11 protein-coding genes are annotated in these 13,522 nt (G+C 49.4%); 4 read left to right on the top strand and 7 right to left on the bottom strand.

The window, feature by feature from the left end; all coding sequences use genetic code 11:
* Positions 1–34 precede the first annotated feature (34 nt).
* Together aspA and fabV are read right to left on the bottom strand one after the other, a co-directional pair.
* Positions 35–1,444 (bottom strand): aspartate ammonia-lyase, encoded by a 1,410-nt coding sequence (gene aspA / locus GRF59_RS05965; protein WP_160496704.1) that lies wholly within the window; start codon positions 1,442–1,444, stop codon positions 35–37.
* A gap of 266 nt (positions 1,445–1,710) precedes the next feature.
* Positions 1,711–2,901, bottom strand: a complete 1,191-nt coding sequence (fabV, locus tag GRF59_RS05960; RefSeq protein WP_160496703.1) for an enoyl-ACP reductase FabV — start codon at positions 2,899–2,901, stop codon at positions 1,711–1,713.
* A 222-nt stretch (positions 2,902–3,123) separates the two neighbouring features.
* Between fabV and GRF59_RS05955 the strand changes: the two genes are divergently transcribed.
* Positions 3,124–3,453: an antibiotic biosynthesis monooxygenase gene (locus GRF59_RS05955; protein WP_160496702.1), complete on the top strand. Its 330-nt coding sequence runs from the start codon at positions 3,124–3,126 to the stop codon at positions 3,451–3,453.
* A 174-nt stretch (positions 3,454–3,627) separates the two neighbouring features.
* On the opposite strand, the gene GRF59_RS05950 is transcribed toward GRF59_RS05955, so the two are convergent.
* Complete coding sequence (locus GRF59_RS05950) at positions 3,628–4,797, bottom strand: MFS transporter (RefSeq protein ID WP_237391649.1); 1,170 nt, start codon at positions 4,795–4,797, stop codon at positions 3,628–3,630.
* A 182-nt stretch (positions 4,798–4,979) separates the two neighbouring features.
* Here GRF59_RS05950 and GRF59_RS05945 point away from each other — a divergent pair, with 182 nt between their 5' ends.
* Together GRF59_RS05945 and GRF59_RS05940 are read left to right on the top strand one after the other, a co-directional pair.
* On the top strand, positions 4,980–5,765 hold the full coding sequence (locus GRF59_RS05945; protein ID WP_160496700.1) for an exodeoxyribonuclease III: 786 nt from the start codon (positions 4,980–4,982) through the stop codon (positions 5,763–5,765).
* 222 nt (positions 5,766–5,987) lie between these two features.
* Complete coding sequence (locus GRF59_RS05940) at positions 5,988–7,241, top strand: MFS transporter (protein WP_160496699.1); 1,254 nt, start codon at positions 5,988–5,990, stop codon at positions 7,239–7,241.
* An 83-nt stretch (positions 7,242–7,324) separates the two neighbouring features.
* Here GRF59_RS05940 and GRF59_RS05935 read toward each other — a convergent pair whose 3' ends face one another.
* From GRF59_RS05935 to GRF59_RS05920, 4 genes are all read right to left on the bottom strand, one after another.
* Positions 7,325–8,563 (bottom strand): aminopeptidase, encoded by a 1,239-nt coding sequence (locus GRF59_RS05935; RefSeq protein WP_160496698.1) that lies wholly within the window; start codon positions 8,561–8,563, stop codon positions 7,325–7,327.
* Positions 8,564–8,654: 91 nt separating this feature from the next.
* Positions 8,655–9,476, bottom strand: coding sequence for a carbohydrate ABC transporter permease (locus tag GRF59_RS05930; protein ID WP_160496697.1), 822 nt, complete (start codon positions 9,474–9,476; stop codon positions 8,655–8,657).
* Positions 9,477–9,504: 28 nt separating this feature from the next.
* Positions 9,505–10,452 (bottom strand): carbohydrate ABC transporter permease, encoded by a 948-nt coding sequence (locus tag GRF59_RS05925; RefSeq protein ID WP_160496696.1) that lies wholly within the window; start codon positions 10,450–10,452, stop codon positions 9,505–9,507.
* Positions 10,453–10,501: 49 nt separating this feature from the next.
* Complete coding sequence (locus GRF59_RS05920) at positions 10,502–11,755, bottom strand: ABC transporter substrate-binding protein (RefSeq protein WP_160496695.1); 1,254 nt, start codon at positions 11,753–11,755, stop codon at positions 10,502–10,504.
* A gap of 244 nt (positions 11,756–11,999) precedes the next feature.
* On the opposite strand from GRF59_RS05920, the gene GRF59_RS05915 reads away from it, so the two are divergent.
* On the top strand, positions 12,000–13,445 hold the full coding sequence (locus GRF59_RS05915) for a serine hydrolase domain-containing protein (RefSeq protein ID WP_160496694.1): 1,446 nt from the start codon (positions 12,000–12,002) through the stop codon (positions 13,443–13,445).
* Positions 13,446–13,522 lie beyond the last annotated feature (77 nt).

Below are 13,522 nucleotides of genomic sequence, written 5' to 3'. Positions count from 1 at the left end.
CTGCTCAAGGGTAACGACGATCGAAAATTAAATCCTATTCCTTATTCAACAGTTCTTCGCCGGCAATACCCGGGTTGGTCATTTGATAAGGATCAAGGATGATATTTAATTCTTCTTCGGTCAAAACGTTATAGAGGAGGCAAAGTTCGCGTACTGGTTTGCCGGTGGTAATTGCTTCACGGGCAATTCTGGATACGACTTCATAGCCGAGATGCGGATTAAGTGCAGTAATGATACCAACGCTGTTCTCGACGTATTCACGGCAGCGCTCGACATTAGCTTGGATTCCTTCCACGCAGTGCTCTCGGAATACACGGAACCCGTTATTCATAATTTCAAGGGATTGCAGGAGGTTATACACAAGAACGGGCTCCATAACATTCAGTTCAAGTTGTCCGGCTTCCGATGCAAGGCAAATGGTATTGTCATTACCAATGACCTGGAACGCAATCTGATTAATAACCTCGCACATGACCGGGTTAACCTTTCCTGGCATAATGGAGGATCCCGGCTGTCTGGATGGCAGCGTCAGCTCGCCTAATCCTGCTCTTGGGCCTGACGCCATTAGGCGGATGTCGTTCGCAACTTTGGACATGTTCATCATGCAAATTTTGAGTGCAGCCGACACTTCGGTATAGGCATCGGTATTTTGGGTTGCGTCAACCAGATGGTCAGCGGGTTTAATCGGGAAGCCGCTCAGCTCAGCCAGAACTTCAGCGACATGCTCGATGTATCGGATATCCGCATTCAGTCCCGTGCCGACTGCCGTGGCTCCCATATTAATGTGAAGCAGGTTGTTTTTGGTCGCATGAAGGCGCTGGATATCGCGATCCAGCACGCGTGCGTATGCTTGGAACTCTTGTCCCAAACGAATCGGAACCGCATCTTGAAGATGGGTCCGGCCCATCTTGATGACGGAATCAAATTCTTCAGCTTTATCCTGGAATGCTTGACGAAGATCTTCCATGGTTACAAGCAGTTTTTCGATCATGGTCAAAGTGGCCAGATGAACCGCCGTCGGAAATGAATCGTTCGTAGATTGGGCCATATTCACATGATTGTTCGGACTGATGTCGGCGTAGCTGCCTTTATCTTTGCCAATCAATTCAAGTGCGCGATTCGCAATGACTTCATTGGTATTCATATTAATAGACGTACCCGCTCCGCCTTGGATGGGATCAACGATAAATTGATCCAACCATTGTCCGCCAATGATTTCATCAGCAGCCTGGACGATGGCTTCACCTTTGGCAGGGAGCAGTCGTTTAATCTCCATATTTGCGATCGCAGCACCTTTTTTGACCATGGCCATGGCCCGGATCAGTTCGGGGTGAATCCTTTGGCCCGTAATCGGAAAGTTTTCCGCTGCCCGCATCGTTTGTATTCCGTAATAAGCTTCTGCTGGAACTTCTTTCGTGCCGAGAAAATCTTTTTCTAATCTCATGAATACATTCCTCCGAGTTTTGTGAACTGGAAATTAGAGTGAGATGAGAACGCTTTATTTCATCAGACCCGCTACCATTATACGGTGTAACAGTGGGAACTGCTAGTCCTATGTCATTAGAGAATGAAAAAAAGGCGGATTTGTCCATCGGTGATATACAACTGTACCGCAGAGAGCGAAATGATATCTGAAGGAAGATAAATTCCTGTACTAATCGAAGTGAAAAAAGGCTCGCCATCGCCGGCGAGCCTTTTCATGATTAACAGTTAGATGGAATTCGGCACTTTAACGTCCGGATCGACATCTGCATCGTAGTCCACGCCATCGGTCTCAAATCCGAATAGCTGGAAGAATTCACGTCGGTATCCTTCCAAATCGGTCAGTTCGTAGATATTTTCCGTTGTTACGCTGTCCCACAGTTTAACGACTTCAGCCTGTACATCCTCGCGAAGCTCCCAATCGTCAATTCGGATTCGTCCCGATTCGTCTACCGGAGTTTCACCTTCGGTATATAACCGATCTGTGAAGAGGCGATAAGTCTGCTCGATACAACCTTCATGAAGGCCTTTTTCCTTCATGACTTTATACAAAGATGAAATATAGAGCGGTACAACCGGAATCGCGGAGCTGGACTGGGTCACCAACCCTTTGCTCACGACGACGTAAGCGCGTCCCCCGGTGGATTTCAGTTGTTCGTTCATTTTCAGAGCTGTAGCTTCAAGATGATCCTTGGCCCGGCCGATGGAACCTTCCCGATATACCGCCTGGGTGATTTCGGAGCCTATGTAGGAGAAAGAAATCGTAGTGACGTCTTCAGTGAGTACCTCACCCCCGCGCAGCGCTTGGATCCAATCCTCCCAGTCATCGCCGCCCATGACGGCAACGGTATCATGAATTTCTTTTTCCGTTGCGGGTTCAAGGGTAATTTCCGTGACCTCACCTGTATGGAAATTAACTGTTTTATTCGTGAAAGGTTTACCGATGGGTTTGAGTACCGAGTTGTAAACCTCACCAGTTGCTGCATCGGTTTTACGTGCGGAAGCCACGCTATAGATCACCAGATCTACCTTGCCAAGCTTCTCCTTGATCAACTGAACCGTTTTTTCCTTCGTTTCCTTGGAAAATGCATCCCCGGTAACACTGAAGGATTTAAGGCCGGCTTCCTGTGCTGCCTGTTCAAGAGCAGCCGAGTTATACCATCCAGCAGAGGCAGTTCGTTTTTCGGAGCCACTGCTTGGACGGTATACGCCTACCGTATTGGCACGGGCACCAAAAGCCGCAGTTATTCTTGCCGCTAGTCCGTACCCCGTGGAAGCGCCAATCACGAGCACATTTTTCGGACCACGTATTTCCGGCTTGGACTGCACATATTGAATTTGCTCTTGAACCTGTGCTGCGCAGCCTGCAGGATGCGAAGTAGTGCAGATGAATCCGCGTGTTCTCGGTTTAATAATCATATTTTACATTTCCTCTCTTCCAATAAATGATCCATATCAAGACATTTAGAGTGACTCGATTCTATTGTATCAATTTTTTAAGAAACGACCAACCTGAGACGGGAGAGTTATAAAAATATATAAGAGAGAAGGAATGTTTGACATTGATAATCATTATCATTTAATATGATTGTAATGGACTTCAGATCTTTTAACATCCATACATATAAGGGAGGCGCTGGAATGTTAATTCAGCTTCGCAAAATAGTTGTAACGGCCGGAAATGCCGATCAAGTGGTTGCCAGATTCAGCAAAGAAGGTGCGGTAAACAGCATGGAAGGGTTTATCGATAAGACAGTTATGGTCTCGAAGATCAGCCGGGAAGAAGAGGAAGTGGTAGTCATGATCCGCTGGGAGTCGCGTGATGCCTGGAAGAATTGGGAGAAGAGCGATGTCCATTTGCAGGGACACCGTGATAAGAAAGGGCAAGAGCCTCCAGCTTATATTTTGAGTACCAAGGTAAGTATGTACGACGTGCAAAGCGTAACAGAGGCTAAAGCGGTTTCTAATTAGTACCTCTTGCTGAATATACACACATACGAAAACCTCGGAGAAGGGCATTTGATGCCGATCTCTGAGGTTTTTTTGGTGTCCAAGCCAAAGGAAATCCATCGGAGTCATCGTTGATCCCATGATCAAGTTTCTGATCACAATGGATAATCCATTTTATCTCCGTATTATAAGGGGTTAAGACACTTCACCGGATTTCTTTCGTCCGTACATACGGTACAATACAATCCCGAAGAGCATGCCAATAAAGGACATGACGGAAATCGTCAGGTACATGACTTTTCCACCAAAAGCCTGATATAGCGCGCCTCCGGCAAAGGATGCCAGAATACCGGATACGCCGAAGAAAAGAAGCGCGAGTACAGTCTGTCCAGTTGCTCTCCATTCGACAGGAACGATGCTATACAAGTATTGAATGGCAGCCGTATAGAAAACCGGGAAGGTCAGGATTTGCAATAACTGAATGTACGCGAGCCAATTGGGATCCGTGATCCACGCGGATATGAAAAAGCGGATAAAGTAGAATGCTCCTGCGATAGATATAATAGCAAGTTCTTTATTTTTGCGCAGCCACCAGAAGCTCAGCGAGAAGACAAGAATCTCACTGCCCGCTGCCAAGAACCATGCCAGGCCGAGCAGATCGGGCTTGCCTCCCAAATCCTTGATGTACAGGCCCAGGAAAGTGTCGTTCATTCTGGCCGGTATAGAGCTGATGAATACCAGTACGAGAAACAACAGCGTTTCTTTATTACGCAAAAAGTTTCTCAGACTGCCCATGGTTACGGGCTTTCCTGAGACGGGGGCATCCGGCATCAGATAAGTGACGATCAAGCTGATGACACCGAGTCCGGCAAAGGTATAACCCAAGCTGTGAGCACCAAATTGAGTCATCAAGTATCCGGCAAGCAATGACATCACCGCATAGCCCAAGGCTCCGAACGTCCGGAGCGAACCATAGCTGATCCCAGCAGATTCCGCGACGCGGAAATTCAGGCTCTCGGTCAGCGGATCGATCGGCATCAGAAAGAAATACGTCAGCATCACAAATACGATGATCAAAGCGTAGTTGCTAGTGCTGTACAGCAAATATCCCGTAACAGAAGTACAGACCACCAGGACCAGAAGTACTTTGCGGATGGTCCGCGTCCGGTCGCTGATCATGCCCCACAGAGGCTGGGCAATCAGGGTGATGAATCCGCCGATGCCGATGATGGTTCCGATCTGCGTTTCGTTTAATCCTTGTTCGCTGAAGTATAAAGGCAGAAAAGGGATGAACATGGATAGAAGAGCAAAGAAAAGAAAATTAAAAGATTTAACGGTGACAGAAGATCTCATTGAATGATTCATATCCTTCCCAAATGAATGACAGCAGTTCTGCTATTTTACCATAGGAGCCGGTGTTTTGGTGAGAAGAAAGAGAAAACGCAAAGGCTGGCATATCAGCCTCAAGCCATCGAACCGATGTTAACTTTTATGGTACACTATGAAAAGAAATTCATAGAACTTAAGCTGTAAGGAGATCTGTACAGATGAAATTGGTATCGTGGAATGTAAACGGACTTAGAGCCTGCGTGAATAAAGGGTTTAATGATTACTTTAAAGATATGGATGCGGATATTTTCTGCGTTCAGGAGACGAAACTTCAGGAGGGCCAGATTTGCCTGGATTACGGTGAAGAGTATACTCAGTACTGGAATTACGCCCAGAAAAAAGGATACTCTGGCACAGCGGTCTTCTCCAGATCAAAGCCGATGTCAGTCTACTATGGAATAGAAGAAAACAGCGAGGCGGAAGGCAGAATGGTCACACTGGAGTTCGAACATTTTTATCTGGTCAATGTCTACACGCCTAATGCCAGAAGAGATTTGTCGCGGCTGGAGCTGAGATTGGAGTGGGAGGAACGTTTCCGCGGATATGTTACGAAACTTGATGCCCAAAAACCCGTGATCATTTGCGGTGATTTGAACGTCGCGCATCAGGAGATCGATCTGAAAAATTGGAAATCCAATGTGGGCAATTCCGGCTTTACGCATGAGGAACGCGGCAAGATGACTGAGCTTTTGGGTGCCGGTTTTGTGGATTCGTTCAGACATTTCTATCCGGAACGCAATGATGCGTTTACCTGGTGGTCCTTCATGCCCAAAGTAAGAGAGCGGAACATCGGATGGCGGATTGATTACTTTCTCGTTTCGGCACGGCTCGTACCTGCGCTAACCGATGCACGAATCGATGCGCAAACGATGGGCAGCGACCACTGTCCGATCATTTTGGAGCTGGATGAGAGCAAGCTGGCACTGATCGATACCGAAAGCTAACCCGGATCAGAACACGAATTTCACATGCATTTTGTAAAAGCAGCCTTAACCGCTCCGCGCGGCTCGGCTGCTTTTTGTTTTTTTGCCTGGCAGTCTCGCGCCCATCCCGCTGCTTGAATACCTGTCTATAGCAGAAAGTGCTTGATAATTCCGCATGAATCGCGAGCGACACGCGCCGCTCCGGCCGCTATAATGGGTGAAAAAATAAGAGGATGTGGAGAGATGTCAAACCAAAATATGCAAGCGAAGCCCCAAAATACGGCGCTTGCCGTGCTGTTGGGAGTTAGCGCCGCACATTTGCTGAACGATGCGATGCAGTCTGTCGTACCGTCCATGTTTCCGCTTTTCCAGCAGCAAATGCAGCTCAGCTACGCCGAAATCGGTTGGGTTGCTTTTACGCTGAACATCACCGCTTCCATTTTACAGCCGGTGATCGGATATGCCACAGATCGCCGGCCAGTTCCAATGCTGCTCCCGCTGGGGATGCTGTTCTCGCTGCTGGGGATGGTCGGGCTGGCATTATCGCCTTCTCTCGGCTTGCTTCTCGCTTCGGCGGCATTGATCGGAATCGGGTCTTCCGTGCTTCATCCGGAGTCCTCCCGGGTCGCCCACTTGGCGATGAGCCAGCGCAAAGGACTGGCCCAATCCGTCTTTCAGGTTGGCGGCAACGCCGGTCAGGCCTTCGCCCCTCTGATGGCGGCGTTCATCATAAGCCCGCAGGGTCAACTGGGTTTCCTGTGGTTTATTGTGCTGGCGGGTGCAGGTTTCGTACTGCAAATCGGAGTCAGCCGCTGGTACCGCGTCCAGACCCGCCCATCTGCGGGCACGGGCAGCCGTGTACACGGAGAAGGGGGGAGACGCTTCGGCAAAGGTTTTATCGCTTACGTGCTGTTGATCTTGATTCTGATGCTGTTCTCGAAATTTGTCTATCTGGCAAGCATGACAGGCTACTATTCCTTCTATTATATGGACAAATATCATTTGTCCTTCCAGCAGGCACAAATTTGCATCTTCGCGCTCCAGTTCGCAGGCATGGTCGGTACGTTTCTCGGTGGACCTTTGGCCGACCGCTTCGGACGTCAGAAAATGATCTGGTTTTCGATTCTCGGCACGGCTCCGTTTTCGCTGCTGCTGCCGTATGCGGGGCCATCTATGGCCGTCGTTTTATGCGTATGCATCGGGCTGATTCTCATGTCGGGCTTTTCCGTCATTATCGTGTATGCGCAGGAAATGCTTCCCGGCCATGTCGGGACCGTGGCGGGACTGTTTTTCGGATTGTCGTTTGGCATGGCCGGACTAGGGTCCGTTGCCATGGGTTGGCTGATGGATGCGCACGGAGTCGAATTCATGACGAGGGTATGTGCCTTTTTGCCGCTTTTGGGTCTGCTGGCTCTCCTTTTGCCGAAGGATTCTGTCATCATGGGGAATACCGGAGAGAGTGCAGTCCTGCCGGGAGCAGAAGCTGCCAACGGGTAGAACGTACGACGCTTGAAATGAAAAAGGACGGTTCTTCCCATGTTGCATGCGGGAGAATCGTCCTTTTTCATTTTGGATCTGTTTTATCCGTTGGCCCAGACGCCATTCCGGAATACCGGTTCGATCGTGCCGTCCGGTAATTCGCCGTCAATCTCAAGTGACTCGGATCCGACCATGAAGTCCACATGCGTCAAACTGACGTTAGCACCGCGAGCCAGCAGTTCTTCCTTACTGAGCTTGGTCCCGCCTTCAATATTCACCGGATAGGAGCTGCCGAGCGCGAAGTGGCAGGAAGCATTCTCGTCGATGCCGGTATTGAAGAATACGCGTTTCATTTTGGAGATCGGGGAGTCGAATGGCACCAGCGCCATTTCGCCTAAGTACGATGCGCCTTCGTCGGTTTCAAGCAGCGACGTCAAATGTTCGCGTCCGGAATCGGCTTCGTATTCGACGACCTTGCCGTCTTTGAAGGTCAATTGAATGCCTTCGACGAGGCGTCCGTTCAGGTTCAGCGGAAGTGTGCTGGATACCGTCCCGTTTACGCCTGTGCGGTCCGGCATCGTATAGATTTCCTCCGTCGGCATGTTGGCGACGAAATAGTTGCCATCCTCGTTGTTATCCCCGCCGCCCAGCCACAGGTAGCCTTCCGGCATCCGCACGTGCAGGTCGGTTCCCGGCGCGCGATAATGGAACCCCTTATAGCGTTTTTGGTTCATGAATTCCTGTTTGCGCTTCAGTGTTTGGATATGCTCCTTCCAGGCGGCGACCGGATCATTGTCCTCTGTTACCCGGTTCATTTGGAATACGGCCTCCCACATCGCTTCCACTCGCGACTCTTCAGGCAGATCTGCGAAGACTTTGTCCACCCAAGCTTTAGTCGGAGCCTTGATCAGCGACCAGGTGACTTTGTTGCTGCGCACATAGGCTTGATATTTTTCACGGGCTACAGCCGCAGCTTTGACAGCCGTAGATACTTTGGAAGAGTCGATGCCACGGAACAGCTCCGGATCCGGGACCTTGATATGTAATACCGCTCCGCCGCCTTCGGCGAGCTGCTCCATCATGTCGGCCTGCCATTTCGGATAATAGCCGAAAGAATCGTCAGAGGCTTTTTCGTAGCGGATTCGAGTTATTTTTTCATCATCCCAGTCGACTTGCACGAATTTGGCTCCGGCTTCATAGGCTTTCGACACAACGAGGCGCGTGAAGTCCACGGCTTCCAATGGAGATTGAACGAGAAGCACTTGGCCCGGTTGAATGTTTACGCCCACTTTGATGACGAGTTCTGCGTATTTTTCCAGCATGTGATTGAAATCTTTCATTGCAATGTGTCCTCCGGTTTCTTTTGTTGTCCCTTCTAGTATAACCCGAATCGCACTCCAATGCTTTTCGGATTTGCAGAAGAATCGCCTTTTAGCTTTTAATAGCACCAGCGGCAATATCTGAAATGAACTGCTTGCTGATGAACAAAAACATGATAATAAGCGGAATGACAGCAAGCAGCGTACCGGCGATGACGAGCGAGTAATCCGTCGTGTAGATGCCGTTTAATGAAGCGAGTGCAACCTGTAATGTGAATTTCCGTTCATCGGTGAGGATAATCAGCGGCCACAGATAGTCGTTCCATGCTCCGATAAACGTGAAAGCGCCCAAGAAAGATAGAGCAGGTCGCAGAATAGGAAGGGAAATATTCCAGTACAGCCGGAAAAATCCGCAGCCGTCGATTTTACCCGCATCCAGCAGCTCTGACGGAACCGAGTCCTCCGCATACTGGCGAATCCAGAAAATACCGAAGGCATTCGCCATGCCGGGAATGATCAAGGCCTTGAATGATCCGACCCATCCGAATTTAGCCATGATGACAAAAGAAGGGACGAGAGACAGCTGGGCAGGGGCCATCATCGTGGCGAGCAGAAGCACGAACAGCCACTTTTTTCCAGGGAACGTGAACTTGGCGAAAGTATAGCCAGCCAGCGAATCGAAGAAAAGAACCAGGATCGTGCTGGCCGTTGCGACAAATAACGTATTCAGCAGCGTTCGAAAAAAGTTGATGCTCTCGAAGACCCTTGAGATATTATCGAATAAATGCGTTCCAAACCATAATTTTGGCGGAAAACTGTAGATTTCAGGTGTGGTGCGGGTCGCCATGACGGCAAGCCAGTAAAAAGGAAACACCGAAACGATCAGTCCCGCGATCAATCCCGCGTATAATAAAACGTTTTTGCTTCGTATCATACGAATCCCTCCCGGTAGATATTGAACCTCACAGGGTTCCTTTCCCCTGAACCACTTTCCAGTTGAAGATGGAGAAGAGGGCAATCAGAACGAACATCCCCCAGCCGACCGCCGAGCCGTAACCGAAATAATTGTTGATAAAAGCTTCGCGGTACAGATAGAGAACAATCGTCAGCCCGCCGCCATTGGCTCCTCCGTCGTTGCCAACCAAGACCTGAGGCTCTGTGAAGATCTGCATGCCTCCAATCGTGGATGTGATTACAGTGAACAGGATAATGGGACGAAGGTTCGGAAGCGTGATGCGGAAGAAAGATTGTATGCCTGAAGCACCATCGATTTTGGCCGCTTCATACAGTACGGAGGGAATACTCTGCAGCCCTGCGAGATAAATCACGGCATTGTAACCTACCCAGCGCCAGATCACCATGAAGGATACAGCCAGCTGGATGCCCCAAGTATGGTTCAGCCATTCCACGGGATCGAGGCCAAACGAAGTGAAGATGTAATTCAATAGACCGTAGTTATTGGAAAAGATCGTACTGAACACGATGGAGACAGCGACAAGCGAAGTGACGTTCGGCAAAAAGTATCCGATGCGGAAAAAGGTACGGAACTTCACAAAAGAAGCATTGAGCAGAAAGGCCACGACCAAGGCCGAGAAGAGCATCGGAATCGTGGAGTAAATCCAGATCAGCAGCGTATTGCCCACCGCTTTCCAAAACTCGGGATCCGTCAGCATAAACCGGTAATTATTCACGCCGTTAAAGGTCATGACGCCGATACCGTCCCATTTTTGGAAGGACAGATACATCGAGAATAGAATCGGAAACAATCCGAATACGGCAAACAGAAGATAGAAGGGCGATATCGCCAGATATTCCTTGCGGTGCTTCCAGATTTCCGAAGATAATTTGCGTTTGGCTGGCACTGGATACGGATGATGCGGCTCCAGCGGTTGACGAAGCGGTTCTCCCATACATTTCAACCTCCCCAGATAGATTGCGTTCTCACCGGATAAGTAGCGTTTAACGGAGCAGTTCTTTTTTCACGCGCTTTAGGGCCGCATCCCAGGCAGCGTCCGGATTTTTGCCCAGAGCAACGGACTGGAGCTCACGGCTGACAATACCGTTCAAATTCGCATACTTGCTTCCAAAATACGCCGGTTTGACGTTCCGTGCTGATTCGGTGAAAATGTCACCGGTGCTTTGGCCGCCGAAAAAGTCTTCTTTCTCCTTCATGACGGGTGCATCCAGCGCCTTGGTAGCCGATGGAAACAGATTGATATCTTTGAAGGCCGTGACCTGGTTCTCCGGATTCATCAGCCATTTCATCACTTCAAAGGCTTCCTTGGGTTGCTTGCTTGTTTTCATGATGGCGAGAAAGGAACCGCCATTATTGCCGTCGCCGCCGGGGGCGCGTGCTACACGCCATTTGCCCGCCGTGTCGGGTGCTGCGTCCATCAGGATTTGCTTGCACCATACGGCTCCGACGAACGAGGCGATTTTTCCATTATTCGTGGCCGCATTCCATTCGGAGCTGAAGGTGTTGGTGTTGGCGACCAGACCCATTTGAGAGGCTTGAACGGCCAAATCCCAGGCTTTTTTCATGGAGGAATCAGAACTTTCCCCGATAAAATCATCTTTTTTGTCAAAATAAATCTTGTCGGACTGGGCATTGACCTGCGTGTAGATGCCGCCAATGTTATCAGTCAATTTCACTTTACCGTCAAATGCCTGCTGCAGCTTTGCGCCGGCTTTGAAATAATCCTCCCAAGTTCCCATTTGCTCATGGACCTCTTCGGGGTCGGTAGGCAGGCCCGCCTTACTGAACAAATCTTCACGATAAAATAGCGCGGTCGGTCCGGTATCGATCGGCATCGCGATCATTTTCCCTTCAGGCGTTACGCCCATCTGCCATTTCCAATCCAGGTAATCCGCCTCGATGTCTTTTGCGCCAAGCTCATACAGATCATAAAACCGGTCGGCGCTTGGGAACAGCTCGGTGACCCAATCATTGAAAGCGACGATATCGGGCCCATTGCTTCCTGCAGCCAAGGTTGTCTTAAGCTTGGATTTGAAATCACCGCCGATCTTTTGGGCGTTAATCCGCACATCTGGGAATTGCTTTTGAACAGCCTGAATGAGCTTGTCATCAAGACCGCGATTCCAGTACCATAATGTAAGCGTTTTCTGATTTGAGTTTGATGAATTGCTGGAGCATCCGCTAAGCATCAAGACAACAATCAACAGCCAGAAGAAGTACATGCGGGGTTTTCCCATCCATTTAGCCTCCATTCCTTTTTCAGCAAGTTCACGTAACTCCTATCCACATTCTCTAAAATATGTATAATGATAGTTATTATATAAATCGAAATAAAGAAAATGACTCATGATCACTTAATGAACGAAGCTGACCCTATGGAGCCGATACTTTATTTCAATTTATATTAATCGCTCTTTTTTGAATTGAAACGGTATTCCTTTTTCAAACCAAGCCACTTAAAAACTAAGGGAGAGTGGATGTATGCAAGATACGGATGTTTCTCTGCCAAGAAAAAGCACGGAGGAATTGGGGATCGCAGCAAAAAACGTCATCGGGTTCCTGGATGGATTGAAAGCGCATCACATCGAGCTGCACAGCTTTATGCTTCTGCGGCATGGGCATGTTGCGGTAGAAGGATGGTGGAGCCCTTATGCGCCTGAACTTCCGCACATGCTGTTTTCGCTCAGTAAGAGTTTTACCTCGACTGCGATCGGTATGGCTGTGCATGAAGGCTTGTTGACTCTGGATGATCCGGTCATCTCCTATTTTCCGGATGACTTGCCGGCTGAGGTGTCGTCTAACCTCGCGGCAATGCAAATTCGCCATCTTCTTATGATGGGTACAGGACATGACAAGGACACCATGGACGCGCTTCATGAAGCGGAGGACGGTAACTGGGTCCGGGCTTTCTTGAATGAGCCTGTAGATCATGAACCGGGCACGCATTTCCTGTATAATACCGGGGCGACATATATGTTGTCTGCCATTCTGCAGAAAGCAACCGGACAGAATCTGCTGGAGTTTCTGCACGGCCGCCTGTTCGAGCCACTGGGCATTCGCAATCCGACATGGGAAACTTGCCCGCGCGGCATACATACCGGTGGTTTTGGCTTGAACGTGAAGACAGAAGACATAGCGAAGTTCGGTCAGTTGTATTTGCAAAAAGGCGTTTGGCAAGGCAAGCGGCTGATTGAAGAAAGCTGGATTGAAGAAGCCACTGAGAAGCAGATATCCAATGGTGACGGAGGGGACAGCGACTGGGCCCAAGGCTACGGTTACCAGTTCTGGCGTTGCCGTCACGGTGTATACCGGGGGGATGGCGCGTTTGGCCAATTCTGTATCGTGCTTCCGCAATACGACGCAGTGATCGCTATGACTGCCGGCACAAATGATCTGCAAGAGGTTTTGAATTGCGTGTGGGAACACTTGCTGGATTCGTTCCTGCCTCGGCCCGCTGAAGCAGATGAATGGTCAGAAGATCTGAAGAAGCGGCTTCATGAACTTCAGCTGGAAGCTCCAAAGTTTGCGTCGGAATCAGAGCTGGAGGCTCAGATTAGCGGAAGGGTTTATGCTTTGGAAGATAACGAAACCCGAATCGATCGCCTGCGGGTTGAGTTTGAGCAGGACAGAGCATTACTGACTATAGATGACTTCCATGGTTCTCATGAGCTGAGTCTGGGACGCGAACACTGGTTAACGAGCTCCTCGCGGCTGCTTAACCGGCAGGAAGGACAATTCGCGTCGAGTTTTACCTGGAAAACGCCGCAGACGCTGCTTCTTACGCTTCGTGGAATCGAAACGCCTTTTTGCTTGACGCTCGAGATGCAATATGAGGATGAAAATACGCTCGATTTTCGTCAAGGAATCAATGTTTCGTTCAGTTCTTCCGAGGGGGACAGCGTACGGGGAATAGCTTTGCTCGAATAGCTGGTCTACTTGCCTACTTGATGGAATCTGATAAAAACCCATCCCGCAGTTTGCGGGATGGGTTTTTTGTCGAGCGA

This window comes from Paenibacillus dendrobii (assembly GCF_009807035.1).
GTDB lineage: Bacteria > Bacillota > Bacilli > Paenibacillales > Paenibacillaceae > Paenibacillus_AQ > Paenibacillus_AQ dendrobii.
This window is presented reverse-complemented; position numbering and strand designations above follow the sequence as displayed.